Annotated in this window: 23 protein-coding genes and 1 pseudogene; 6 read left to right on the top strand and 18 right to left on the bottom strand. The window is 58.9% G+C overall.

The features are described from left to right. Window positions 1-50 precede the first annotated feature (50 nt). From U5A05_RS21205 to U5A05_RS21240, 8 genes are all read right to left on the bottom strand, one after another. A complete protein-coding gene (locus U5A05_RS21205) occupies window positions 51-1,283 on the bottom strand; it encodes a TerD family protein (RefSeq protein WP_261739815.1) in 1,233 nt (410 codons plus the stop codon). Continuing rightward, on the bottom strand, window positions 1,280-1,870 hold the full coding sequence (locus U5A05_RS21210; RefSeq protein ID WP_261739816.1) for a TerD family protein: 591 nt from the start codon (window positions 1,868-1,870) through the stop codon (window positions 1,280-1,282). The genes U5A05_RS21205 and U5A05_RS21210 overlap by 4 nt, the downstream gene beginning before the upstream one ends. A gap of 73 nt (window positions 1,871-1,943) precedes the next feature. After that, window positions 1,944-2,618 carry an HAD-IB family hydrolase gene (locus U5A05_RS21215; RefSeq protein WP_261739817.1) on the bottom strand — a complete coding sequence of 225 codons (675 nt, stop codon included), beginning with the start codon at window positions 2,616-2,618 and terminating at the stop codon, window positions 1,944-1,946. After that, window positions 2,615-3,574, bottom strand: coding sequence for an HpcH/HpaI aldolase/citrate lyase family protein (locus U5A05_RS21220; RefSeq protein WP_261739818.1), 960 nt, complete (start codon window positions 3,572-3,574; stop codon window positions 2,615-2,617). Before U5A05_RS21220 ends, U5A05_RS21215 begins: the two co-directional genes overlap by 4 nt. After that, complete coding sequence (locus U5A05_RS21225) at window positions 3,574-4,668, bottom strand: cysteine protease StiP family protein (RefSeq protein WP_321834663.1); 1,095 nt, start codon at window positions 4,666-4,668, stop codon at window positions 3,574-3,576. Before U5A05_RS21225 ends, U5A05_RS21220 begins: the two co-directional genes overlap by 1 nt. Beyond that, on the bottom strand, window positions 4,661-5,419 hold the full coding sequence (locus U5A05_RS21230) for an HAD family hydrolase (protein ID WP_261739820.1): 759 nt from the start codon (window positions 5,417-5,419) through the stop codon (window positions 4,661-4,663). Before U5A05_RS21230 ends, U5A05_RS21225 begins: the two co-directional genes overlap by 8 nt. Beyond that, window positions 5,409-6,545, bottom strand: a complete 1,137-nt coding sequence (locus U5A05_RS21235; protein ID WP_321834664.1) for a phosphoribosyltransferase domain-containing protein — start codon at window positions 6,543-6,545, stop codon at window positions 5,409-5,411. Before U5A05_RS21235 ends, U5A05_RS21230 begins: the two co-directional genes overlap by 11 nt. A 94-nt stretch (window positions 6,546-6,639) precedes the next feature. Further along, window positions 6,640-7,653 carry an ATP-grasp domain-containing protein gene (locus tag U5A05_RS21240; protein WP_321834665.1) on the bottom strand — a complete coding sequence of 338 codons (1,014 nt, stop codon included), beginning with the start codon at window positions 7,651-7,653 and terminating at the stop codon, window positions 6,640-6,642. Window positions 7,654-7,829: 176 nt separating this feature from the next. Here U5A05_RS21240 and U5A05_RS21245 point away from each other — a divergent pair, with 176 nt between their 5' ends. The 3 genes from U5A05_RS21245 to U5A05_RS21255 all read left to right on the top strand — a co-directional run bounded on the left by U5A05_RS21245 (window position 7,830) and on the right by U5A05_RS21255 (window position 11,465). Next, on the top strand, window positions 7,830-9,125 hold the full coding sequence (locus U5A05_RS21245; protein ID WP_321834667.1) for a carbohydrate porin: 1,296 nt from the start codon (window positions 7,830-7,832) through the stop codon (window positions 9,123-9,125). A 280-nt stretch (window positions 9,126-9,405) separates the two neighbouring features. Continuing rightward, window positions 9,406-10,866: an ArnT family glycosyltransferase gene (locus tag U5A05_RS21250; RefSeq protein WP_321834668.1), complete on the top strand. Its 1,461-nt coding sequence runs from the start codon at window positions 9,406-9,408 to the stop codon at window positions 10,864-10,866. 92 nt (window positions 10,867-10,958) lie between these two features. Beyond that, complete coding sequence (locus tag U5A05_RS21255) at window positions 10,959-11,465, top strand: hypothetical protein (RefSeq protein WP_261739825.1); 507 nt, start codon at window positions 10,959-10,961, stop codon at window positions 11,463-11,465. 110 nt (window positions 11,466-11,575) lie between these two features. Here the strand turns inward: U5A05_RS21255 and pmrG are convergent, their stop codons facing one another. Continuing rightward, the gene (pmrG, locus tag U5A05_RS21260) at window positions 11,576-12,253 is read right to left on the bottom strand and encodes a lipopolysaccharide core heptose(II)-phosphate phosphatase PmrG (RefSeq protein ID WP_261742502.1); all 678 of its coding nucleotides are present in this window, start codon (window positions 12,251-12,253) and stop codon (window positions 11,576-11,578) included. 508 nt (window positions 12,254-12,761) lie between these two features. Between pmrG and U5A05_RS24340 the strand changes: the two are divergent. Together U5A05_RS24340 and U5A05_RS24345 are read left to right on the top strand one after the other, a co-directional pair. Next, window positions 12,762-13,694: pseudogene (locus U5A05_RS24340) on the top strand (methyl-accepting chemotaxis protein); the annotation flags it as partial. 141 nt (window positions 13,695-13,835) lie between these two features. After that, the gene (locus tag U5A05_RS24345; RefSeq protein WP_425262913.1) at window positions 13,836-14,549 is read left to right on the top strand and encodes a methyl-accepting chemotaxis protein; all 714 of its coding nucleotides are present in this window, start codon (window positions 13,836-13,838) and stop codon (window positions 14,547-14,549) included. A gap of 48 nt (window positions 14,550-14,597) precedes the next feature. On the opposite strand, the gene U5A05_RS21270 is transcribed toward U5A05_RS24345, so the two are convergent. From U5A05_RS21270 to U5A05_RS21310, 9 genes are all read right to left on the bottom strand, one after another. Next, window positions 14,598-16,028, bottom strand: a complete 1,431-nt coding sequence (locus U5A05_RS21270) for an N-acyl-D-amino-acid deacylase family protein (protein ID WP_321836545.1) — start codon at window positions 16,026-16,028, stop codon at window positions 14,598-14,600. A gap of 1 nt (window position 16,029) precedes the next feature. After that, window positions 16,030-16,890, bottom strand: coding sequence for a MurR/RpiR family transcriptional regulator (locus U5A05_RS21275; protein ID WP_321834670.1), 861 nt, complete (start codon window positions 16,888-16,890; stop codon window positions 16,030-16,032). Beyond that, the gene (locus U5A05_RS21280) at window positions 16,891-18,240 is read right to left on the bottom strand and encodes a GntT/GntP/DsdX family permease (RefSeq protein WP_261739828.1); all 1,350 of its coding nucleotides are present in this window, start codon (window positions 18,238-18,240) and stop codon (window positions 16,891-16,893) included. A 161-nt stretch (window positions 18,241-18,401) separates the two neighbouring features. After that, a complete protein-coding gene (locus U5A05_RS21285) occupies window positions 18,402-19,847 on the bottom strand; it encodes a SulP family inorganic anion transporter (RefSeq protein ID WP_261739829.1) in 1,446 nt (481 codons plus the stop codon). Between the two features lie 172 nt (window positions 19,848-20,019). Beyond that, window positions 20,020-21,687 carry a gamma-glutamyltransferase gene (ggt, locus tag U5A05_RS21290; RefSeq protein ID WP_321834671.1) on the bottom strand — a complete coding sequence of 556 codons (1,668 nt, stop codon included), beginning with the start codon at window positions 21,685-21,687 and terminating at the stop codon, window positions 20,020-20,022. 288 nt (window positions 21,688-21,975) lie between these two features. Next, window positions 21,976-22,233, bottom strand: a complete 258-nt coding sequence (locus U5A05_RS21295) for a DUF3077 domain-containing protein (RefSeq protein ID WP_321834672.1) — start codon at window positions 22,231-22,233, stop codon at window positions 21,976-21,978. Window positions 22,234-22,594: 361 nt separating this feature from the next. After that, the gene (locus U5A05_RS21300; RefSeq protein ID WP_261739832.1) at window positions 22,595-23,506 is read right to left on the bottom strand and encodes a LysR family transcriptional regulator; all 912 of its coding nucleotides are present in this window, start codon (window positions 23,504-23,506) and stop codon (window positions 22,595-22,597) included. 233 nt (window positions 23,507-23,739) lie between these two features. Further along, window positions 23,740-24,330, bottom strand: a complete 591-nt coding sequence (gene mdaB, locus U5A05_RS21305; protein ID WP_261739833.1) for an NADPH:quinone oxidoreductase MdaB — start codon at window positions 24,328-24,330, stop codon at window positions 23,740-23,742. A gap of 141 nt (window positions 24,331-24,471) precedes the next feature. After that, window positions 24,472-25,236 carry a sulfite exporter TauE/SafE family protein gene (locus U5A05_RS21310; protein WP_261739834.1) on the bottom strand — a complete coding sequence of 255 codons (765 nt, stop codon included), beginning with the start codon at window positions 25,234-25,236 and terminating at the stop codon, window positions 24,472-24,474. Window positions 25,237-25,427: 191 nt separating this feature from the next. Here U5A05_RS21310 and U5A05_RS21315 point away from each other — a divergent pair, with 191 nt between their 5' ends. Beyond that, window positions 25,428-26,312, top strand: a complete 885-nt coding sequence (locus tag U5A05_RS21315; RefSeq protein WP_321834677.1) for a LysR substrate-binding domain-containing protein — start codon at window positions 25,428-25,430, stop codon at window positions 26,310-26,312. The last annotated feature ends 22 nt before the right edge of the window (window positions 26,313-26,334 follow it).

The following is a 26,334-nucleotide window of genomic DNA, read 5'->3' on the forward strand; positions in this document are numbered from 1 at the left end:
GAAATTATTGGAGCGGCGCCTGCGTCAGCAGGTGGCCAATTACATAGCGCTCATTTGGAGCCAGCAGCCCAGCGCATACCCCAACCGAACGCTTTATCCATATCGGAATGGCCCTTGAAAAATTCAACCCTGCGGTTGACCTTCACACTGCCTCCGATGTTTTCAAGCAATGCGATGGCGCACATGCCTTTGGTGCCACCCTCCTCGCTCAGACGCACTTCAATCGGCGGTTCACCCGGGATATACAAGGTGATAACGCCGTCAGTCGCCTGCCAGTTCGGTGCGCCTTCGTAGATGAACGCATACACCAGCACGCGACGCATCTTGCGCCACTCCTTGCCGTTGATACGCAGCCACTCGCCGTCGCTCACCGAGCCGGTACGGTCGTCGCCCATCAACTGGATAAACGGCTCGTCACGGAAGTCGCCAAAGGCATTGCCCAGGGCCTGAACCGCGCCCTTGCGGCCGTTTTCCATTTCGTACAGGCAACCCACGTCCAGATCGATACCGCCCGACTTGCCGGTCGCCTTGTTACGCAGGGTCGCGAAAAAACCGCCACCGCCACTGCCCGCGCTGTCGTTCGGGTTGGTGCGGTTCCAGTTCAGGTTGATCTTGATCTCGCCAAAGTCACCGTCCTTTTTCTCAAGGCTGATGGACGGGCGCTGCTTGTCCAGGGTGATCTTGGACAGGTTGATCTTCGACGCCGGAGCAGGCGCAGGCGCAGCAGGTGCAGCAGGTGCTGGAGACGGCACTGGCGTCGGAGCGGCAGCCGGAGCGGGCGCGGCAATATCAACGCCAAAATGCTGAGCCAATGGCGCAAGGCCACCGGCAAAGCCCTGGGCGACGCAGCGGAATTTCCATGCGCCCTGACGGCGATAGAATTCTCCGAGGATCAACGCAGTCTCTTGCATACCCTGGGTAGGAATCGGCGCTTCAATACCGCCACTCACCGCTACATTCAGCTGTGGGAAGGCATCGAAACGGGCCTTGTTCTCGTAAATGGTCGCGGTCAGTGCGACTTTTTCGATGGCCGGGTCAATGGCCTCCAGGTTGACGCTGAACACACTGCGCCCGGCAGCCGACTCGACCAGCTTGACCGCGCCATTGTTGACGCTCTGCTGGCCGAAGAAGCACATGTCGTTGTCGCCACGCACCTTGCCCGACTCATTGAGCAGGAAGGCCGACACGTCCAGATCAGCGCCCGCCACCGGGGTGTAGCTGATGGTCACGCTCAGGGTGCCAGAGGCAACGCCAGTATTGGCGCCAGGCGTCAAAGTCGTCATGCGCGCACCGCCTTGGCCGCATCACTGGCCAGGTCTTGTGCGGTACGGCCATTGGCCACGGTTCCGATAGCGGTCAGGTCCCAGCCCGCCGAGGTGCGGCTGATGTACGCCATGACCACCCCGGTGTGACGCCCCTTGTCCGACAAGTTGAAGCGCGCCAGCTCTTTGCCGGTCAGCTCGTCAACGATGCGGCAGTAGGCGTTTTCGACCGCTTCAAAATTTTGCCCGGTGAACGAGTTCACGGTAAACACCAGGTGTTTAACCCCGGCTGGCAGTTGCTCCAGATTGACCTGGATCGATTCGTCGTCGCCATCGCCCTCACCCGTGCGGTTGTCGCCGGAGTGAACGATGGAGCCGTCATTGGACTTGAGCTGGCGGAACCACACCAGGTCTGTCGGTTGTTTGGCACTGTCGAGCAGGATGCACGAAGCATCCAGATCGATAGCGGTGTCACTGCTCAGCAGTTTGGCAAAAAAACCGCTCGGCTTGACCGGGTCCCAGCCCAGGCCCATACGGATTTTTTTAAGACCGGTTCCGGCTTCTTTCTCGAGAGAAATGGTTTGATTCTTGGACAGCGAAATGGCCATGAAGCGTCTCCTTGTCTGCGCTGAAGCACGATAGGTAATTGCTGATTATTGACACGCTTTGCTTACGCCTGGCTTACAGCCCTTCACGTAAACACACGTCAAGTGGCCGCTTGCGGCGCCACAGCGCGTGAAATTCGCGCCAATGTGGCTCCTGAGCGGCCCCGAGCATTTGTTCATCGCCTACGGTGTCACCCCAGGCGCGTAAGATGTATTGGTCCAAAGGCCCGTATTGCGCCTCTAACCGAATGACTTTTTGCTCACAACGACAGTTGATACCGTCGATCTGCCCCGTCAGTACGCCATCGACTGAAGCCAGCCGGGTACCGATCAGGCCGATACCGAGTTTTTGGGCGAACGGTGTAAGCACCAGCTCCGGGGACGCCGAGCAAATAGTGACGTTGGCGCCCTGCTCAACTTGGTTGGCGACGGATGTTAATCCTAAAGGACGCATTAGACGCTGCCAGGAAACGTCACAAAATGCTTCGGCGCGTTCTTTTACCCACGCCTCTTTGGCACCGGTCAGGTAGACGGCGATCAGTTTTTCTTTCAAATCATTGCGCGAAATCCTACCCAGCAGATAGCAAGCGGTGGCCGGGATCATCCGCAGCAAACGCATCGCGAACAGCCGATTACCAAAGGCAAAGCGCAAAAAAGGCACAAAAGTATCGTGATAGGTCAGCGTGCCATCAAAGTCGAATGCCGACAGAACTTGCTTGCCATTGATCGGTGTCTTCAAAACGTCGTTCAACCCACTAATTCAGCCAATCGCAGGCTGCCTCCAAAAGTGTCTGACGAGCTGGCAACTTCGGGACGAACCCCTTGCCAATGTGCTCGTTCAATAATTGTTTGCGCCCATTTGTAATGGGTCGCGGGTTCACACATGGCGTCATTGAACTTGAACACCGCAGGCGCCGCCTCACTCAGTATGTGGCGTGCGCTGTTGAGATCTTCAAGGCTGACTTGCAACGCTCTGTGGATAACTGCAATTTGCGACGGATGAATAGCGGTTTTACCCACAAGCCCGTGGGCCATATCCAGCGCCAGCTCTTGCTCCAGCAAGTGCGGTGCGTTCAGTTGTTCAAACACCGGTGCGGTCAGGGCAAAGCCTGCCGAGCCCATAATCCCGCATAACATGGGAATCACATAGCTCATGGGTGTGCTGTACAGGGTCATGGTCTGTGGGCGACGCAAGCCCAGGCAGCCCATCAAGTCATTGCCGCCTATGCGCAGGGCAATAATGCGCCCCGGCAATTGCTCCAGCATGGCGCTGCGCAGCTCAACCATGGCATTGGGCACAAAGACTTCAGGGGTTTCCAGGGTGGGCATCAGCATCAAGTCGTCGCGGGTAACCGCCTGCTGCCACTCGCGAATATTACCCAGGCTGAGCTTGGGTACTACAAAGCCGTCAACATGGCGCATCAGCGACCACTCGTTGAGCACCGCCGCCATGGCGGCATCCCGGGGCCGCACAAACAGGATCGGCCCGGTAGACGGTCGACCGCCACGTGCCTCAATCCCCAGCAGCAGGCTCTTGAGGTTGTTCAGCCCCTGCTGCACGTCGGTTTCGGCCACGGCGTCTTCCAGGCACACCACCAGTGAGCGCAAACCCTGAATTTTGTCCCCCAGCACCACGTCAAGAATGTCGGGACGGGTGGCCGGCATATAAAGTGTGGCGCCCAAGGCATAGGCTGAATGTTTGATCATCAGCGAACACTCCTGATTACGGTCACTGCACGATACGGCCCCAACTCATCACCGACTTCCTGGACCTCGATGTTGGCCTGGCGCGTCAAGTGCAGCAGCAGTTGCACGTCCTGATCGTCAAGGTTGCGGACCAGTACGTGGTCCGGCACCCGGCGCATAACGGCGCGGGTGGCCTCGGCAATACCCGGTTTGACCCGGTTGGGGTTGGTCACCGCAAACCGGGTCGAGATACGTTCGACCGCCGCCACCGCCGAGTGTTGCAAAACTTCGGCCTGCTCCGTTGTCCACGGCTGTGCAGCGACCAGCGGTGCTAGCTGCGCACGCTCGGTCTCGATGCTGTGGATAAAACTCATGGTCACATCGTGTTCCGCCAAATGGTCGTACACCACACAGCCATGCAGCCCAGGGTCTTGTGGCCAGATAGAGCGAGAAACCAGCCCTGAAACCGTAGCCCCCAGGATGCCCGACGGGATCAGCCAGTCTTCAGCCGAAGCCGCCAGCCAGGCGCGCCCACAGGGGTCGGCCAACACCACCAGTCGCGGATCTGCCGGGAAACGCGAGTCTCCCGCCAGGCTGTCGCGAATCTGCCCGCTGATTGCACCCTTGCCGGTCCAGCCATCGACAAACACGATGTTCTCGGCACCGTGGGCCTTGATGATAGCTTCGAGTGCGACGTTGTCGATTCCACGGTCGCGAATAATACTGATCCCGTAATGCGCAGCCTCGCGCCCCAGATCAACCAGTGCCCGACGCAGCAACACGCCCAACGGCAAGCCTGCCCGTACAAACGACACCAGCGCAATCGACGGGCCGCTGTAGCGTTCGTTCAAGGCCTGTGCCAGCGCCTGCACATCCGCTGCCATGCGTGCGCCGTTCTGTGCCAACGCAAGCTGATAGAGGCTTTTATGGGTGTCGGACGGTGCATGCTCCTGGCTGATCATCTCGGAGTAATGGCGCTGCTGGGTCTGGATCAGGCGCTCTTTTTCCTGCACGTCGGTGACTTCAATCTGCATGGCGCGCAGCAAAAAGTGCACGTCATCGGCGTCATAACTGCCACTGCCGACGGTATGCAGTCCTGCAAAAGCGTTACTCATGGTCGACACTCGCCAACACATGGCTGGCCAACTGACCGCGCTTGGGCGTGCCCCACCAGTCGCACTCGGCCATAAAGCCCAGGTCCGACACGCTGTCACCAAAGCCCAGCAGCGGGCGCTTGCCGTTGATCGCCTGATCACGGCGGATCCACTCGCGCACTGCTTCGCGCTTCTGCAAGGCCTGAGGCAGGAACGCCAGATTGTTGCCATTGCCGTGCACGTACAGCCCGTCCAGCAAGCCCCGCGCCTTGACCTCAGCCAACACGGTGAGCAACGCCTGGTCAGTTTCATTGTTGTGCTTGGTGACCACGTAATTGGCCAAGCCCTGTTCTTCTACCACCCAGCCGCGCAACGAGAAGCCAAGCTCCGTGCCAATGGCCAGGGTTTGCTCGCTCAACTGATGCAGCCGGGTTTGCTCAAGCGCCAACTCGTCGCACATGCGGGCATGCCATTGGGCATCCAGCGAGCCGTCCGGGTTGAGGATCACCCCACCGTGGGCACAGACCGCGCCGTGGACAAAGGGCAATTGCACCCGCTGATAGGCTTCGATGCTGCGCGCAGTCACCGGGACTACGTCGCTGGTGGCCAGCAGCCACTCAACAAAACTCTTCTGGGTCGCGCTCATAAAACCGTTGGGCTGACCATCCACATCCAGCGTGGCGGCAAAGCGTGGCTCATCGCCCATTTTGCGGGCGGTTTGAAACAGGGTGTCGTCCAGATCGACGAACACCAGAGGGCGATTACTGCTCATCAACGATTACCTGCGCATTCAGTGCGCTGATCAGCGCCGGGTCGACGGCGGCTGCCGGGGTTTCGCTGCAAATCAGCACCCGGTCAAACTGGCCGGGGGCGACGTTATAAAGAAAGTTGGGAATACCCAGGCCGTAGTTGTCAGAGAACGACAACGCGTGGTCGATGGCATGCCCCAGGGCAATCGGCGAGCGGCTGGTGGAGCTGAAGCGCACATCGGCACCCGCCCGCTCCAGGCGCTCGGCCAGCAGAAAGGGGCGCCAGACAAATTCACTGGTGCCAATCACCAATACCCGCTCACCGGGTGTGACCTGTAAATCAGGCGCCAGCGTGTCGAGGTGTTGGCGAACGCCCATGCGCCCCCAGTCACGACTCGAATCGAGCGCCCAGTCGCCTTGGGCCACACTACCTACTTCAGGCATATCCGGCAGCTCTGCGGTTGGATCTTCGGCGAACGTGTAACGACCGTCGAGCAAAGAGACGCTAGTGACGTGGTCACCCATCGCCTTGCGCACCGCATCCTGGGACCAGTCGGTCAGGGTCGCGGTAACGATGCGTTCAATCGAATCGAGCCCCGCCTCGGCCAGCGCCCGTGACAGGTTGATAAAGGTATTGCCGGTCGACGCTTCGTCGTCCACCAGCACCAGCGAGCGGGCGTTGAGCATCATTTCGCGGGTTTGCGCATCTTGTGGCAGATGCAGCAGGTGCGAACTGGCGTGGCTGTGTTCTTCTTCAAAACGGGCAAACAGTGCGCTGCCCGTGGGGTGACGGCTGCTGCACAGATACACGCTGTCATTGCGGGTCTGGCTCAAGGCGCGGTGTACGCCAGCACCCAGACCGACGGCCGTTTCAGCCATGCCAATCACCAACACCGGGCCGGGCAAGTCGGCAGGAATCTTGGCGGCCAGGGCATTGAAGCTTTCAGCCATCAACGATGGACGGGCCGGGATATGGCGACCCAGTACCCGGGAGACAAACAAAAAGGCCCGCTTTGGATTGCGCCGCTCGGCAAAATCGAAAAGTGCCTGTGGATCAAAGGTCGATGCATTGACCTCTACCTCCAGACGACCGCGCTTGAGGTTTGCATGCAAAACCTTGGGTTCAGTCGTGGGGTTAGCGCTATTCATCAACATTTACTACCTGAAAATACTTAAAAAGTGGGGGACGATCAGCGAGTCGATAACTTTAGACAAGCGATAAATAGTTACCGGAAACGTCAACTCAACCTGGTAGCGAGTCCCCGCGTACCGGAACCACGACCGTGATCGCCTTTACCTGAATATCATCGCGCCAGACGCTGGCAGGCACGGGCATGCCGAGGCGGCGAGCGGCAAAAATACCGGGCAGGTTGACCCCGGCTTCACGGGTGTAGCCGATGCCACCGGAGTAACGCAGATTGATCTCCAGCAAATGTGGCTGGCCCGCCGCGTCGTCACGGGTTTGCACGTTGACGATACCGTCGCACTTGAAGTGCCGTGCGGCCTTGATCGCCAGCTCAACCGCTGGGCCGTCGCGCTCGAATGTCTGCATCAGGCCTTGCTTGCGTCGCCCGACATAAGCCACGGCTTCACCGGCCTCGCACACCATGTCTACCGAGCATTCGCTACCTGGCATATAAGGCATGACCAGCAACGGCTTGGGCGTCTCGGACAGGCCATAGGCCTGGGCAAACACGGTCGCGTTGACTTCATGGGCGTCAGCGTTGGCAAAACTGCGAAACGGGTCGACATCATCGGCCAAACGCCAAAAGCCTTGGCCGTAAATGCCGCGCGTTGGCTTTACGCAGACCTGACCGTCGCGGGCCAGTTGGGCGTAGGCCTCTTGCAGCTCGGCCTGGGTGCTCACGGTAATCGCCGGAATACACGCCAGTCCCGCCGCCAATGCCTCACGAGTAAACGCCGACTTGTCATCAACCCGTTCAAAGGTGTCCAGGTCCAGAGCACCTGTGATCAGTTGCAGCCCCACAGATTCGAACTCGCCACGGTGCGCTTCATAAACCTGACCCACGCGCCCGGCCAGCACCACCTTGATCTGATGGGCCCGCGCCTGCTCGATGACCCAGTCGATGCGTTCTTGATTGTCCTGCGGCTCGCGCCAGGCGACATCGGCCAACCCGGTAATTTCAGGGCGACTTTGTCGGTGTGAAGCATAAACCCGTACCGCATCCGGCAGCGCCGCTCGGGCACCTGCAATCACGTCGCGTTGGCTGGATTGCCCTTCAAGAAACCAGATCATGAACATCCCTTGGTACGGATAAACGCGGGAGTCTAGCGGATGGGGGCTACCGACGCCCTTAGTCATTACGGGGATGCCGTGTAACCAAATATGAAAATTATTAACTAACTAGTTCATAATGTGCGGCATCGTGTCGCGCCCTGTCGCCGACACTTCATATAAAGGAGCACCCGTAGATGTTTTTCTCTTCCCGCGCCCTGCTGAACACCAGCCTGTGCGGCGGCTTGTCATTGCTGGCCCTGGCGCCTGCCTGCGTACTGGCCGATACCACCGACAACCTGATGAACCGTTCGACCCTGACCGGCGACTGGGGCGGCGAGCGCCAAAAGCTGATCGACAAAGGCGTCAAGCTGACCGGCGATTACAACTCCGAAACCTTTTCCAACCTGCAGGGCGGGATCAAGCACGGCACTCGTTACTCGCAACAAGTGCGCATCGGTGCCCAGTTCGACCTGAGCAAAATACTCGGCACCGCCGAAGCTGGCCTGGTGCAAATCACCGTCAATGATCGTCGCGGTCACAGTGCTTCCGAAGATCTGGTAGGCAACCGCTTGCCGATCCAGGAAAACGCCGGCGGTAACTTCACCCGTCTGTCCGAGTTCAGCTACCAGCGCACCCTGTTTTCCGAAGACCTGACCACCAAGCTGGGCTTCTTGCCGATGGGCAATGACTTCGGTGGCATGCCGCTGCTGACCAGCTTCGTCAACGCCGGTTTTTGCGCCCACCCGCTGACCCAGTCCAATGGCAGTGGCTGGACCAACTACCCCACCGGCCACTGGGGCGGTGAGTTGCGCTACACCGTGAGCCCGGCACTGACCCTGCAAACCGCCGTGTTCCAGGTCAACCCCGAGTACAACAGCCGTTCCTCCGAAGCCTTCAGCATGACCACCAAAGGCACCACGGGGGCGATCATGCCGCTGGAAGCGATCTTCACCAACAACGCCTGGCTCAATGGCCAATACAAAGTGGGCTGGTACTACGACACGTCCAACACCCGCAAAATTGGCAGCACACAAAAGGCCAACAATCGCACCGGCGCCTATGTGTTGGTCGACCAGGCCATCTGGCGTGACGAGCAAGACCCCGAAAGCGTGTTGCGCGCCTTTGGCCAGGCGGCCAGCAGCAATGCTGCAACCTCGCCGATGAGCCATTGGTACTCGGTGGGTCTGGTCAAGCAAAAGCCGTTTGCCAGCCGCCCCAAAGACAGCATCGCCTTCGCCTATGGCCGCGCCGTGTTCAACTCACGCTCACGGGATGTTCAAGAAGCGGCGGCCAGCAGCCCGGAACAAGCGGACATGATCGCTAACCTGGACAGCGGCGAGCAGTTGCTCGAACTCAACTATGGCGCGCAAGTCACGCCGTGGTTGCTGTTGCGCCCGGACCTGCAATACATCATCGAGCCGGGGGCCTTCTACGGCGCCAGCCGCAGCAATGCGCTGGTCGCGGGATTGCAGGTTAAAGCCACGTTCTGACCGACAACCCTCTGTAAATACTCTGTTCCAGATCAAGCCCCCAGTGGGAGCGAGCCTGCTCGCGAATGTTCTTCGCGAGCAGGCTCGCTCCCACGCTTGAAGTATCTCTCTCCACTGACGAGGAACGAATGCTGCGATCGAGTGCAAAACAGTCGTAAAAGACTTTAACGATCGCTTCGCTCCTCAGCGGCAAATTGGGCAGGCAGGTTTCACAATTTGTTAAGAATTGCCCTCCTATACTCCAGCGCAGTATTCCATTCGATTTCTGCCTGGTAGCCCAATGCGTCTGACTCGTCCTGCTTTGCTGTTATTGCTGCTCGGTTGTGTCCTGCTGTTTTTTGCACTGGGCAATCATCAACTACAAGGCTCTACCGAATCTCGGGTGGCGGGCATCGCCATGCAAATGCACTTGAGCGACGATTGGGTAACGCCCAATTTGCTCAATGACCCCTTCCTCGAAAAACCACCCCTGAGCCTGTGGCTGGATGCAGGCGCCATTCGCCTGTTCGGCGCCGAGTTGTTCGCGGTGCGCCTGGCCTCTGCCTTCGCCGGCTTATTTAGCGTGCTGTTGCTGTACGCCATGTTACGCAAACTCGGGCGTCCAACCGCTCTGGCCTGGACTGCAGCGGCGATGCTGGCAACCATGGGGATTTTTTGGGGTAACGCCCGCCAAGTGGGCGAAGACTCTCTGCTGACCTTGGGGGTAACCATGGCGTTGCTGGCGTTTTTTTATGCCAGCCGCCAGCTTCGTTTTGCCTGGGGCAGTTGGCTGTTGTTTGCCGCCGGGATTGCCATTGCGACCTTGAGCAAAGGCGTACTGGGACTTGCCCTTCCGGGGGTGGTGATTTTTGTCTATTTGCTGTGCGAAAACCTGATCGAAAAACGCTTCGCCCTGCACAATTGGCTGCGCCCCGCCCTGCTGACTCTGCTCGGACTGGTCCCACTACTGATCTGGCTGTGTGTGCTGTATCAGCGCGGCGGGATGCAGGCGGTAAGCGAACTGTTATGGACCAACAGCGTTGGGCGCTTTAGCGGATCGTTTGTCGAAGCCGGGCATTACGAACCGTTTTACTACTACCTGAGAAAACTGCCCGAAGCCTTCCTGCCGTGGAACCTGCTGACCTATCTGGGCCTGTGGCACTTTCGCAAGCAGCTGCGCGACAACCCGTTTCTGCTGTTCTTCTGTGTGTGGCTGGTGGCGCAATTTCTACTGTTGAACTTCGCCTCCAGCAAACGCGCGGTATACATGATGTCGCTGGCGCCAGCCGCCGCCGTCATTGCCGCAGAATACGCCCGGGTGATTCTGGACTGGCTACGCAAAAAAAGCCCGGAGTCGGCAACAGCCAGGTTCCTCAGCGATTACCACCGCCCTCTTGCCATCGCGCTGTTAGCTGGCCTGGTGGCCGCCTATATGCTGGCAGCGCATTGGGCCCCGCGAGCCGACAAAGAAGAGTCATTCCAGCCCATCGCCGCCCATGTCATGGACCTGCAAGCCAGTGGCAAACAGGTGGCGCTGCTCAGACCCGACGAGCGCTTGGGTGCCGTGGTGTTTTACACCCAGCAATTGCAGCACACGCTCAAGACCACGGACGAACTGCAAGCGTTTCTCAGTGCATCGCCTGACAATATCGCCCTTGTCGAGAAGCCCGAAATACCGGGCATCTCCTTGAACGTACTGGACAAGGTCAGTGTGGGGCGTCACCACTTTTACTTCGTCAGCCTGGCAGCACCCACCCCATAAACTTGATCCGAGGCAACAGATACGCAGATGGCGTGGCCGATCGTGGTGCATTGGCTACGCTCCTTGGGCGATTCCCAGCCAAGGAGCCTGTCATGACCATCAGCATCACCAGCAAGACCCTGAGCGACTACGACGCTAATCTGGCCTTCAACACCGCCACCGCGTTTCTACGCAAATCGGATCTGGCCAATTACCTGATTGATCAACTTGAACAGCAGCGCGTAAAGCTCCACGTGGAGGTCAGCACCGACCCGGCACTGGCCAATCAGGATGTATCGAATAACGGTTCGATTGTCTGGAACCTGCACAGCAACGTATCGCCCAGTGCGGATTTGACCGACGTGACAACCCTGCTCAGTCGTATCCCTGCGCCGCAAAAGCCCTATATCACCAGCCAATGGGTGCTGCTGCATTTGCTCGCCCTTGCCATCGAGCAATTGAACAGCCAGCTCAACTTCCGTGACGCGGATGCGACCTGGCCGTGGCTGGATGAAAAAGTGCTCAGCGCCAGCGATATCGAAAATGTGGTGGCTCGCGAACTCAGCGACCTGCCGTTGCCCGATGAGCAAAACTGGGACCGCCTGCTAAAGCGTATTTGATGGGTATGCAGTGACTCAGCAGGAGCGAGCCTGCTCGCGAAGCGAGGACACCTTCGCGGGTAGGCTCGCTCCCACAGACGGGGTCACACGGGCCTTCACCGCAGAGTGTTTCAGAATTGTGAGGATTCAATCCCGTGGTGTGTAGTCACCACCGGTACAATGCTCGCCCAGTCCTTGGTCTCGATATAACCGAGCATCTGCGGCGCTGCGTTCACACCATTGGTGTTGATAAACAATGAAGCGCCGTAGCCAAAGGTAGTGTCCGTTGACAGGTGCATGTCCACCAGCATTTGGTCCATGCACTCGCTGTGGCTCACGAGTATCAGATTGTGACCCGGCACTTTGTGCTTGAGCGCATCACGCAACATCGTGCCACGGCAGTTGAACAACCAGTCCTGTGCCTCTACCGGTCGATCAAACATGGCGTTGGCCGTTTGCCGGGCCCGGGTCAGCAGGCTGCTATAGATATCGGCGTTATTGAGCCCCAGCTGCTTATAGTCTGCACCCAATACCTGGACCGCCTGCGCACCGCGCACCGTCACCCCGTCTGCGGGGCCAAGGCACTGCGTAGTCGAGCGATCACAGCGTTCGGCATGCCGCACCAGCACAATCACATCGCCCTTGGCCCAACTGTTAGTCAGTTGCAACACCTGATCGGCATGGCTCGGCTGCCCCAGATTGGCCGGGGACGCGGGAGCCAATATCGCCAATGTCAGTGCTACGGCCAGCACGGCGGCAAAGATCACCACCAATGTATTTTTATAGCGGGCCAGCCCACAGCGCAGCATTACGCGATTGATTGCGTTCAAACCAAGACTCAACGTCACAGTACACACGCTCCTATGGCAGTCAGTGAACGACACTGGCCGCCACCCTATAGCCCGAATATGACAACGGGTCGCTTAGCGTCCCTGCTGCAAGAAATAGACTTACACAATGTTGTTTTCTATTAGCTGAACACGAGTTTAAAAAAGCGCAGGTCAGTGACAGGTGAAACAAATGTGAAAAAAAACGTGAGCCGTTAATGAACGACGCACACAAGAAAACGTTTCAGCTCTGACAAATGCCGCCGATATAACCGAATACAACACTCGGCTGGGCCAAAAAAATAAAACCCTCCAGCGAACTTAGATCATGCGTGCAGCGTTCCTGGAGAACTCAATGAACAGATGGCTGAGCAACATCAGCGTCAACCTGAAACTGTCCCTGGGCTTTGGCCTGGTACTGGCCCTAACCTGCGTGATGGCCGTCTGCAACTGGATCAGTCTGGACAAGATGATTGATCGCAGTAACTGGATGAGCGACATCACGCGCCTCAATACCGCGTTTACCAACCTGCGGGTCACGCGCTTGCAGTACATGCTGACGGACGGCGACGAAACTGCCGCACAGAATGTACAAACCAGCATTGATGCGTTTAAGACCCAGCAAAATGAGCTGATCAGCACTTTTCAAAGCCCTGAAAACCTCAAGTTGCTCAAGGAGCAGCAAGAGGTCATCGGCCGTTACGAGCGTGCACTGGCGAACATGCGCAAGGCGTATATTGAGTCTGCCGCGTCGCGAGCCAGCATGGACCGCAACGCCACACTGGCACAGGACGCCATCGCGACCCTGATTGCCCGTGCCCTGCAACTGCCTGTGGGTGATGAAAGCCGTTTCGACATGTTCCAGACGGTATCCGAGGTACGCGAGCAGTTCCTGCTCTCGCGTTATCAGGTGCGCGCCTATATTGCCGCGCCCAACCCCACCACCGAGAAGGCTGCACGCCAGCAACTGGACAGCGCCGTCGCCAGTCTTGAACGCTTGACCGCGCATTTCGGCGCGAATGCCGGCGACACCCTGGGCACCCTGACCCAGACCATGGCGCAGTACAAACAAGCGCTGCAGCTGTACGCCAGCACCGACAACACCATCATCGCCATGCGCAAGGACATGACCGAGTACGGCACCAGTATCCTTGGCCACAGCGATGAGTTGTACAAGCTCCAGCTGGAACGCCGCGATATCGAAAGCGCCACGGCCAACAGCATGCAACTGATCACCACCTTGCTGGTGTTGCTGTTTGGCATCACTGCAGCCGTCATCATCACTCGCCAGATCACCGTGCCCCTGCGTGAAACCCTGGCCGTGGTTGATCGCATTGCCAGCGGCGACCTCTCGCAGAACCTGCGGGTGACCCGTCGCGATGAACTGGGCGTGCTGCAACAAGGTATTGCGCGCATGGGCACAACCCTGCGTGAGTTGATCAGCGGTATTCGCGACGGTGTCAGCCAGATCGCCAGTGCTGCCGAAGAGCTGTCGGCCGTCACCGAGCAAACCAGCGCCGGGGTCAACAGCCAGAAGATCGAGACCGATCAAGTAGCCACTGCGATGCATGAAATGACCGCCACCGTGCAGGAAGTCGCACGTAACGCCGAACAGGCCTCGCAAGCGGCGGCCGCGGCAGACAATGAAGCCCGCGAAGGCGACACCGTGGTCAACCAGGCGATTGATCAGATCGAGCGTCTGGCGGTAGAAGTCGGCCGTTCGACTGAAGCCATGGCCGTGCTGCAACAGGAAAGCGACAAGATCGGCAGCGTGATGGACGTGATCAAGGCTGTGGCCGAACAGACCAACCTGCTGGCCCTCAACGCCGCCATTGAAGCGGCCCGTGCCGGTGACGCAGGCCGTGGCTTTGCCGTGGTTGCCGATGAAGTGCGCGGTCTGGCCCAGCGCACGCAAAAATCCACCGAAGAAATCCAGACCCTGGTTGCAGCCCTGCAAAGCGGCACGCAGCACGTGGCCAGCGTGATGCACAACAGCCGCAACCTGACCGACAGCAGCGTGACTCTCACACGCCAGGCAGGCACGTCGCTGCAAGGCATCACCCGCACGGTGTCGAACATTCAGTCGATGAACCAGCAAATTGCCGCAGCCGCCGAGCAGCAAAGCGCAGTGGCCGAAGAGATCAGCCGCAGCATCGTCAACGTGCGCGACGTCTCCGAGCAAACCGCAGCGGCCAGTGACGAGACGGCCAAGTCCAGCGTTGAACTGGCGCGGTTGGGTAATCAGCTACAAGAGATGGTGAGCCACTTCAAGGTGTAACCACTCGAACCTGTGGGCGCGGGCTTGCTCGCGCCCACAACAGCAATATCAGCGAGCTAAAAACACTCCGGCGCGATTGCCACTGGCTGCGCCCTGTTGATAACTCAACACGCCGTTGACCCACACCCCGTCTATCCCTTCAGCTGCCTGCTGCGGTTGGTTGAAATCTGCCACATCGCGCACTGTCCCGGCGTCGAACAGCACCAGGTCCGCCCAGCTGCCTTCGCGTATTTCGCCCCGCTCCCTCAGACCAAAACGCTGCGCCGACAACCCGGTCATTTTGTGTACTGCCGTGTGCAAAGGGAACAGGCCCACGTCTCGGCTGTAATGCCCCAATACCCTTGGAAACGCCCCCCACAGACGCGGATGCGGAAACGGGTCTTCGGGCAACCCGTCCGAGCCGATCATCGATAACGGATGCGCGAGGATCCTGCGCACATCGCTTTCATCCATCCCGTAATACACCGCGCCTGCAGGTTGCAAACGCTGCGCCGTGTCCAGTAACGACAAGCCCCAAAGCCCGGCAATGTCCTGTAAATCACGCCCACCCATCTCAGGGTGCGGCGTCGACCAGGTGATGGTGATGCGAAACGCATCAGTCACTTGCTTGAGGTCCAGGGTCGAAGAACTCGCCGCATAGGGATAGCAATCGCAGCCCACCGGGTGGGTCTTCGCCGCCTGCTCCAGCGCCGCCAGCAACTGCGGGCTGCGCCCCCAATTGCCCGCACCGGCGCATTTGAGATGGGAAATGATTACCGGCACTCGAGCCTGGTGTCCGATCAAAAACGCTTCGTCCATCGCCTCCAGCACGGGTTCGAACTCACTGCGCAAATGGGTGGTGTACAAAGCCCCGAACGCAGTCAGTTCGCCAGCCAGTTGCAGCACTTCGTCGGTCTCGGCACTGAATGCACTGGCGTAGGCCAGCCCTGTGGATAACCCCAAAGCCCCCGCTTCCAGGCTTTCGCGCAGTTGTTGACGCATGGCCTGGATTTCACTGGCGCTGGCGGTGCGCTGCAAATCGTCCATATGGTTACTGCGCAAGGCCGTATGACCGATCAGCGCGGCAACATTCACTGCAGGGCTGGCCGCCTCGACCGCGGCACGATAGTCACTGAAACGCGGGTATACAAACGCAGCCTTGGCCCCCAACAGGTTCATCGGATCCGGCGGTTCATTGCGCAGGGTCACGGGCGATGCGCTGATGCCGCAGTTACCGACAATCACCGTGGTCACGCCCTGACTGAGTTTTGGCAACATCTGCGGCTGGCGGATAACCACTGTGTCATCGTGGGTATGTACATCAATAAAGCCCGGCGCCAGCACCCGGCCAGCGGCGTCAGTTTCGTGGGCGGCGCGTGCATCGCTCAAGTCGCCGATACGCTCGATACGCCCCCCGCGCACCGCCACATCAGCCGTATAGGCCGGGGCGTTAGTGCCATCAATCAGCCGTGCATTGCGAATCAGTGTGTCGTAGCGCATTTCAATCCCCCAACGGCAGGCAGTCGTCGCCGCCACGATAGTCATCCAATGCCAGCTTGATCCGGCGCAAGCGCTCCTGGTTGGCTTCGGGCATCGACAACGCCAGCTCGGTGGCGAGCACATCAATAGCCAGCAACATGCCGTAACGGGCCGCCGTGGGCTTGTAGATAAAGCTGGTTTCCACCCCTTGCAGCGCCAGCACCACATCCGCCAGTTCAGCCAGCGGCGAGTCGGGACGGGTGATCGCAATCACCTTGGCGCCATAGTTGTGGGCCAGCTTTACCGCCTCGATCAGCTCCGGGGTCTGCCCCGTCAAAGAGCACACAATAACGGCGTGTTCCGCCCCGAGGGACGCGGCCACCACCCGCATCATCACGGCGTCGCGGCAGGCGGCGATGGGGTAGCCCAGCCGCACGAGGCGCACCTGCAATTCATCACTGCACCCACTGGAGCAACCGCCCATGCCGAACGCGTGAATCATCCTCGCCTCGCTGAGCACCCGGACCGCATCGGCAAATCTTTCACCGTTGAAACCGGCCAGATGCTCATGCAGCGTCGACTCGATATCCCCCACGATCTGGCGAAAAAACGCCGATTGCTCGGGCATGCTCGCGCTATCCAGAAAGCGGTTACCCACACCGCTGGCCTGGGCCAATTGCAAGCGCAGGTCACGCAAGTCGCGGCAACCGACGCTGCGGGCAAAGCGCGACAAGGTGGCGCTGCTGACCTCGGCCCGCAGCGCCAGTTCGTCGAGGCTGGCACTGGCGGCAAAGCCGATGTCGCTGAGCATCAGCCGGGCAATCCGCGCTTCGGCGGCGCTGAAGCTGTCCTGGCGAACGCGAATTTGATACAGGATGTCCATTTAAATCAGCTCTGAGAGGATCAGGACAAAACCAAACGCCACCACGGAAATCAGGGTTTCCAGCACCGTCCAGGTCTTGAAGGTTTGGGCGACGGTCATATTGAAGTATTCCTTCACCAGCCAGAAGCCGCCGTCGTTCACGTGAGAAAAAATCACCGACCCTGCGCCCGTGGCCAGCACCAATAATTCCGGGTGTGGATAACCCAGACCAATCGCCACTGGCGCCACAATCCCCGAAGCGGTGGTCATGGCGACAGTAGCCGAGCCGGTGGCAATGCGCATCAGCGCAGCAAACACCCAGCCCATAAACAGCGGCGACAACTGAAACTCCTGAGCCAGGCCGACAATTTCGGTGGTCACGCCCGAATCGATCAGAATGCGGTTCAACCCGCCACCCGCCCCCACCAACAAAGTGATGCTGGCGGTGGGCGCAAGGCAGTCGTTGGTGAATTTCAAAATCGATTCACGGTTAAACCCCTGGGCCAGCCCCAAGGTCCAGAAACTCACCACCGTAGCGATCAGCAGCGCCATCACCGAGTTACCGATGAACTGCAAAAACTGATTGAACCCGCTGCCCGGGGTAGAAATCAGATTGGCCCAACCGCCGATCAGCATCAGCACCACCGGCAGCAGGATCGTGCCCAGGGTGATGCTGCAACTCGGCAAGCGTGCCCGCGGTTCGCGGTTGATAAATTGCTTTTCCAGCGGGTTGTCGGCGGGCAACTGAATGCGCGGCACGATAAATTTGGCGAACAGCGGCCCGGCGATGATCGCCGTAGGGATGCCGATCAGAATCGCGTACATCAGGGTTTGCCCAACAGACGCCTGATACGCCTGCACAGCCAGCATCGCCGCCGGGTGCGGCGGCACCAGTGCGTGCACCACCGACAAACCGGCCACCATCGGCAAACCGACCATCAGCACTGACACCCCAACCCGGCGCGCAACGGTGAAGGCAATCGGCACCAGCAGCACAAAGCCGACCTCAAAAAACAACGGCAAGCCCACTAGGAACGCGATGCAGACCATGGCCCAGTGCGCGTTGCGCTCACCAAAACGGTCAATCAAGGTGCGCGCCACCTGCTCGGCGCCCCCCGACTCGGCCATCATCTTGCCGAGCATGGTGCCCAGCGCCACCACCAGTGCAATGTGCCCCAGGGTTTTACCGACACCGCCCTCATAAGCCCCCATCACACTGCCTGCAGGCATGCCCGCCATCAGGCCCAGCCCGATGGAAACCAGGGTGATGACGATAAACGGATTGATCTTGTAGCGCGCAATCAGAACGATCAGCGCAATGATGGCAATGGCCGCGTAGAGCAGCAGCCCGTAGCCCGAAGATGGCGTCATAAGAGGTTCCCCCGGCAATATTTTTTGAGTTCTTGTGAAACTCAGAAAGCATTACCGGGGAACGTTATCAATCTTTATGAAAATTACTTTCGTGGACCGATACGCCGTGTCGTGTTCAGGTATGAGCAACAGTCAAAAATGAAAATCCGGGGGACGTATTTTCACTCGTGATGCACACGGGCGCGTTTAAGCAGTTTTTTGCTGCGCTCGGACAGGTGCAGCACTCGCAAATGCTTGCCCGCCTTGCGATAGCGCTCGCGCAGGGTATCGAGTGCCGCAATCGCCGAATAATCGACGAAGGTCAAATGAGCGCAATCAAGCGTTACCTGCGCCGGGTCATTGGCCGGATCGAACTGTTTGAGAAAGGCTGTGGTAGAGGCAAAAAACAGCGTGCCATGGACCCGGTACAGTTTGCTGCCATCGCTCTGCAGATCGGCGTCGGCGTATAGCTGGCGGGCCTGCTGCCAGGCGAAGTTGAGCGCAGCAATAATGACCCCGCACATCACCGCCACCGCCAGGTCGGTGAACACGGTAATCACCGTCACAGCGATGATCACCAGCACATCGTTAAGCGGTACTTTGTTCAGTACCCGCAAAGAGGCCCAGGCAAAGGTCTGCTGCGATACCACGAACATCACCCCCACCAGCGCTGCCAGCGGGATACGCTCGATAAACGGCGACAGAAACAACACAAACAGCAAAATCATCACCCCGGCGGTCACCCCGGACAACCGACCACGCCCACCGGAGCTGAGGTTGACCACGGTTTGCCCGATCATCGCGCAACCGCCCATCCCACCTAACGCCCCCGAAACCATATTGGCTGCGCCCAGTGCTACGCACTCACGGTCCGGGTAGCCACGGCTCTCGGTGATTTCGTCAGTCAGGTTGAGGGTCAGCAAGGTTTCCAGCAGCCCGACCACCGCCATCACGATGGCATAAGGCGCGATGATGCTCAGGGTTTCCAGGGTCCAGGGAATCTGCGGCAGGCTAAAGCTCGGTAAACCACCGGCGATATGCGCCATATCGCCCAAGGTTCGGGTCGGCAAACCCATAAAATGAACCGCCAGGCCTACGCCCAAAATCGCCACCAGCGCAGGCGGCGCGGCGCGGGTCAGACGCGGCAACAGGTAGACGATGGCCATGGTCGCGGCCACCAGCCCGATCATCATGTATAGCGCCATGCCACTGAGCCAGGTGTCGCCGTCTTTGAAGTGATCCAGTTGCGCCATGGCAATCACGATCGCCAGGCCGTTCACAAAACCCAGCATCACCGGGTGCGGCACCATGCGTACCAGCTTGCCGAGTTTGAGCAGACCGAACGCCAGCATGATCAGCCCGCTTAGCAAAACGGTGGCCAATAAATACTGCACGCCGTGTTGCACCACCAACGCGATGATCACCACCGCCATCGACCCGGCCGCGCCGGAGACCATGCCCGGCCGTCCGCCAAACAGCGCGGTGAGGGTGCAAATAATAAACGCGCCATACAAGCCCATCAGCGGGTTGAGGTGGGCAACCAGCGCGAACGCGATGCACTCGGGCAACAGAGCGAAGGACGTCGTGAGCCCGGCCAGGACATCAGCGCGCAGACGTGAGAATTTCATGATTTACCTAGGAGGGAGTAACGAGCAACAGATGGTAACAAATTGAATAGAGGCGAGATAACTGTAGCCGCTGCCGCAGGCTGCGATAAGGCCGCCAGGGGCTTCGCTGCTTGAAAAGCGGGGTCGCTTCGCAACCCATCGCAGCCTTCGGCGCGGCTACACGTTTCTGTTGTTACTTCACCACCCTGCCTACACCACGGCCACGCGGGTCGGAGGCGGTTTCGAGTTGGGTGCCGTTCACCCGAATGGCCTGAATGTCACCCATGTTCCAGCCCTGATCTTCCAAGGTGTAACCCATGGCTTTGAGCTCATCAGCCACTTTGCCGGTGAGCGGCGCATAGGCGTCGAAGTAGATCGTGTCTTTAGGCAGCAACTGGTGATGCACGCGCTGCGCCGCCACCGCTTTTTCCAGCGGCAGGTCGTAGTCGTAGATGTTATTGAGTACCTGGAAAATCGAGGTGAAGATCCGCGAGCCGCCAGGTGTGCCCAGTACCAGCGTGACCTGACCGTCGCGGGTCACCAGGCTTGGGCTCATGGACGACAACATGCGCTTGCCCGGTTCGATGGCGTTGGCATTGCCACCCACCACACCAAAAGCGTTGGCTACGCCCGGCTTGGAGCTGAAGTCGTCCATTTCGTCGTTCAGCAAGAAGCCCGCGCCTTTAACCACAACGCCGCTACCGTAATCCCAGTTCAGGGTATAGGTATTGCTGACCGCGTTGCCCTGTTTGTCGACAATGGAGAAGTGTGTGGTCTGATGCGGTTCCAGGCCCGGCTTGACCTTGGCGGTCTCGGAAATCGCTTTTGGGTTGACCTCTTTTGCGCGCTTGGCGATATAGGCCGGGTCGGTCAGCTCTGCCACGGGCATCTTGCCGAAGTCCGGGTCGCCGAGGTAATCGGCACGGTCAGCAAACACGCGTTTTTCGATCTCAGCCAACAGGTGGATATAGGGGGCGGAGTTCAGTTCTACGCCTTTGAAGTCCGCCGCACGGTCCTCTTTAATACCGATCAGCTGTGCCAGCGCGATACCGCCCGAGCTTGGCAGCGGCGCGGTGTACAACGTGTTGCCACGGAAATCCACACGCATCGGCTCACGCCAGTTGACCTTGTAATCGTTAAGGTCCTCCTTGGTGATCAGGCCTTTGTCCTTTTGCATCTGCGCCACCAGCAGGTCGGCGGTTTTACCGTGGTAGAAGTCCTTGGCACCCTGGTCGGCGATGCGTTCCAGGGTCACGGCCAGCTCTGGCTGCTTGAAGGTTTCGCCGGGTTTCATGCTGCCGAAATAATCGCCGAAGTTGGTGGTGCCCTTGAACAGCGCCAATGCATCTTCGCGGTACTGGAATTGCTGGTCAGCCACCTTGAAGCCGTTTTTCGCGTAACCCACGGCCGGGGTCAGCAGCTCGGTCCACGGCAATTTGCCGAAGCGCTGGTGCGCCTCCCACAAGCCCATCACAGTGCCCGGCACGCCAGCGGCGCGCGAGCCGACCAGGCTCAGGTTCTCGATGATTTCGCCTTTTTCGTTGAGGTACATATCACGGCTGGCGGCTTTGGGCGCCGTTTCGCGATAGTCGAGGAAATAGGGTTTGCCATCGATATACATCGTCATGAAACCGCCGCCGCCGATGTTGCCGGCTTCGGGGTAGGTCACAGCCAGGGTGAAGGCGGTCGCCACAGCGGCGTCGACAGCGTTACCGCCTTTTTTGAGAATTTGCGCAGCTACTTCAGCGCCATATTGATCCGGTGCCGCGACCGCGCCGCCTTCCAGAGTGACGGCATACGCCGAAGAGCTGGCGGCAATAGCAGCCGTCAAGGCCAGGGTTTTGAACCACACAATACGCATTCGATACTTCCTTTTATTGTTATCAACCGTGACCGAACCTTGTCTGAATTCGGCAATGATTTCAAACCACAAAAGCGAAAGTGCGGAACGACGCACAACCTTGTGGAAGACTCAGTTCTACGCCAAAACTGGGCTCGTAGAAGCTGCCGAAGGAACGAGGCTGCGTCCGGCTGCGTAGCAGTCGTAAAACCATACAACCCGGTGTTTTTGGTAGACCGCGTTTACCGGATTTACGACGACTTCGTCGCCGGACGCAGCCTCGTTCCTTCGGCAGCTGCTACGGGAGAGTTATGTATGGGCTTCGGTTATCAGTGCATCCACCAGGCCACGGGCCATTTCCACGCTGTGAATCACGTTCCATAGCTGTTCGGCTTCAAAGCCGCTGAGGTGGGAGCGGATATCGTCGGCGGTCAATTCCGCGCCCTTGAGCAACAACGATGCGTGTTTGAGCGCGTCCTGAACAGGCACGCCGGGGTTGATGCTGAACAGCGAAGTGCCCTGATGGGCGCAGGTAAACAGCGGAGGATCGGGGACAATTTTCTTCATGGCGTCAACTCAAAAAAATGGCTGAAAGAACTGCCTCTGTCCCGCTGTCAATCGGTGAAGGTGGCAGCTGCGTGCGGGTGACAGACCGAGGAGAGCTGACAAGACTCGGCGCACTCGAAAGTGCCCCGCACACAGCCGCCATAACACGATGAAATGTCTATGAGGCTGTCTTGTCACTCTCAACGGCCTGTCACAACCGGTCACTGAAACCAGCGACTCGGCGAGACTATCGACCCGTTTGCAGCGCCACAAGACGCTCAGGATTCTCTAGGAAACATCACTCAATAGAAAGCGACGCAGCAGGTGCAGACGTTGCTATTTGTGTGGGCCAGCCACACAAATACCTGTAGGAGCAAGCACCTTAGCCCTTGAAGTGCGGGCCCGCGTACCCGGCGAGTTTGGCCTGGATAAAATCCAGAAAACACTGAATGCGCAGTGCCAGCTGTGAGTTGCGGTAGTACACGGCGTTAATCGGCTGCCTGTAACCGCTGTTGAACTCGCCCAGCACCGCCTGCAAACGCCCGGTCTTGATATCTTCGTGAGTCATAAAGTGCGACAGGCAGGCAATGCCCTGCCCTTGCAGCGCCAGATGGCGCACGGTCTCGCCGCTCGACGCGCTGATGGCCGGCTGGATGGGCCAGCGATCGCCCTGGGCATAACGCAGCGGCCACTGGTTAAGGCCATCGTTCTGAGTAAAACCGATCAGGGTGTGGTTGGCCAAATCGGCCACACTGGCGGGCATGCCGTGGGCGGCAATGTAGTCGGGGCTGGCGAGGATGTTCAGCGGGCTGCAACCCAAGGAGCGGGCATGCAAGGTGGAATCGGTCAGGGTGCCGATGCGAATCGCGATATCGGTGCTTTGCTCCAGCAAATCGATGATCAGATCGTTGCTGTTGAGTTCCAGTTGAATCTCGGGGTACAGCGCCCGGAACTCGGGGAGATACGGCACGATGGCGTGCAGCATGAAGGGCGAGGCGGCATTGATGCGCAAACGCCCGGACGGCGTGCGCTGGTGTGAGATCAGACGCTCTTCAAGTTCATCCATCTGTTCAAGGATCAGCTTGGCCCGCTCGAAGAAAAACTTGCCCTCTTCGGTCAGGTCCATGCGCCGCGTGGTGCGGTTGATCAGCGTGGTTTCAAGCTTGGCCTCCAGCCGTGACAGCGTGCGGCTGACGGCTGAAGGTGTTTGCCCGGCCTGCTCGGCGGCGGCAGAAATCGAACCGCACTCGATCACCGAAACAAAAATTTGCAGCTCATCGGATCTGGCTTTCACACGTGCCCCTCATTGACTAGACGTTGATAGTACATACCGTCTCGAACTGTGGGGGGATTCTGTAGGTTGCGTAGCAGCTGCCGAAGGAACGAGGCTGCGTTCGGCTGCGCAGCAGTCGTAAAACCATACTACCCGGTGTCTCAGGTATACCGTTTTTTCTGGATTTACGGCGACTACGTCGCCGAACGTAGCCTCGTTCCTTCGGCAACTGCTACGGGTATGGTCGGCAGGGGTCAGGCGTTGAGGCCAAACACTTCAGCCAAATGCTGCTCGTAACGTGCGGCGTCGACTTCAGGCTGTGGACGCTTCATCACGTCGACACACAAGAAGGTCGGCAAGCCGGTCATGCCCAGGAACTGATTGGCCTTGTGGAACGGGAAGTACACCGCGTCCACGCCTTTGCCCTCGAAAAAGTCTGCTGGATCGTCAAATGCTTGCTGCGGTGCGTTCCAGGTCAGCGACAACATGTATTTCTTGTCGTGGATCAGACCGCCGCTGCCGTAGCGCTGCGAAGCGTCGGAGCGGGTGCGACCGTCACTGGCGTAGAGCTTGCCGTGGCCTTCGGTGAACACTTCGTCGATGTACTTTTTAACGATCCAGGGTGCGCCCATCCACCAGCCCGGCATTTGGTAAATGACCACATCTGCCCACAGGTATTTTTCGACTTCTTCGGCGATATCGTAGCCTTCGTCGATGTGGGTAACTTTGACTTCAAAGCCCTGACGATCAAAAAACGCCAGTGCGGTCTCGTGCAGGGTCAGGTTGTAACGACCATCGGAGTGAGCAAATTTTTTGGCGCCGTTAAGCAAGAGTATTTTTTTCATCATCAGCCTCCAGGGGGTTAAACCCTCAGCGCTGCTGAGCGGCATGGGGGTAAAGAATATGCCGAGAGAATATCGACCCCCTTGTGTGAGAAAAACCCGCAGTGAGTCAAATCACCTTTGCCGTCACAGCACGAATAGCCGTTAATTGTTGATCAATAGGTGGCTGCCGAGCAGCGCCATACCGATAAAAAATACCCGTTTGAACAACAGGGCGCTGATGCGCTGGCGCAGCCATTGCCCCAGCCACATGCCGAGCATGGCGGGCACCAGCGCCAGCAATGAGGCATTCAGCTCACCGCCGCCCAGGTTGCCGCGCCAGTAGAGCCCGGCGGCAAGGGCCAATGTGGAGACGCTGAAGGACAATCCCAAGGCCTGCACCAATTGGTTTTTACTCAACCCCAACGCTTGCAGGTACGGCACGGCGGGAATTACAAACACCCCGGTGGCCGAGGTGATAAGCCCGGTGACCAACCCGCACACCGGGCCTAGCCAGCGCTCGCGCTGTGGGGCGACATGCAGGGTGGGCAGGAACAGGCCGCTCAAGGCATACAGCAGCAGGGCCGCACCTAACGCCCGCCCCACCCAACTGCCGCCGTCAATGTTTAGCCAGAGCACGCCGAGCCCGGTGCCTATAAAGATCCCCAGTTGCATGGGCCACAGGCGTTTTATCAACGCCCGCAACTGCCCACCGGCAGCCAGCTGCCAGGCGTTGGTGACGATGGAGGGGATAATCAACAGTGCCGCAGCCTGCGCCGGAGCAATAGCCAGCCCGAGCATGCCCATGGCGACAGTCGGCAAGCCAAGGCCAATCACGCCCTTGACCGTGCCCGCCAGCAAAAAGCTCATCATCACCAGCAGTGACAAGGCCCAGCCCAGATGTTGGTAAAACTCGATCAGTGTTTTCATGGGCGTATGCTGGAGCATCGGCAGGTGCCTGAAAATGCGGCATACACTGAGACAGCCTCTTGCACAGCAATAGGCAAATTATAAATTCTCTGTGGGAGACTCTATATTGCGTAGCAGCTGCCGGAGGAACGAGGCAGCTGCTACAGGTATTTACCCCACATAGATTCTTCATTTAACGGCTGGACGCTTACATGCACTTCGATCTGGTTGATCTTCGCTTGTACTTGAATGTACTGCAGGCGGGCAATATCACGGCGGGCGCCAGCCTTAGTCATTTGTCGCTGGCCGCTGCCAGTGCGCGGATCAGAGCCATGGAGTCATCCCTGGGCGTGGACTTTTTGCAACGCAGTCGCCGTGGTATCAGCCCCACCCCGGCCGGGCAAGCGCTGGCGCAACATGCACGGTTGTTGTTGCAGCAGGTGGAGCGCATGAACCACGATCTGGGTGAATATGCCTTGGGCTTTAAAGGCCGGATCCGCCTGCTGTGCAACACCACCGCCCACACCGAATATCTGCCCGAGTTGCTCGCCGACTTTGTGCGCCAGCACCCCAATATCAGCGTCGATCAACAAGAGCTCACCAGCCTGCGCATCACCCATGCACTGCGTCAGGATGCAGCCGATATCGGGGTGATTTCCAACGCGGTAGACACCCGCGACCTGCAAACCCGCCCCTTTCGCGATGATCCGCTGGTACTGGTGATACCGCTCGATCACCCGCTGGCCGATTACCCGGTGCTCAGCTTCAGCGCCACCCTGAGCCATGACTATGTCGGGCTGTCAGCGAATAGCGCGCTGGCGGTGTATCTGGAAGAGCAAGCGTTGCACAGCGGCTTGCGCATGCACGTGCGAATTCGTGCCGAAGGTTTTGACGGGGTGCTGCGCATGGTCGCCCGTGGCGCCGGGCTGGGCATCGTGCCACAAGCGACAATCACGCGCTGGCAGGCACCGCGCACCTTTAAGGTGGTGAACCTGAGCGAGCCGTGGGCAGATCGCAAACTGCTGCTGTGCGCCCGCTCGTTTGAGCAGTTGCCCGCCTATGCCGCTGCATTGCTTGAGGCGCTATCAGTCAGTTAATGCCGTAGGAAGTGTCGCGGTT

It is taken from the genome of Pseudomonas kulmbachensis (assembly GCF_963681935.1).
GTDB lineage: Bacteria > Pseudomonadota > Gammaproteobacteria > Pseudomonadales > Pseudomonadaceae > Aquipseudomonas > Aquipseudomonas kulmbachensis.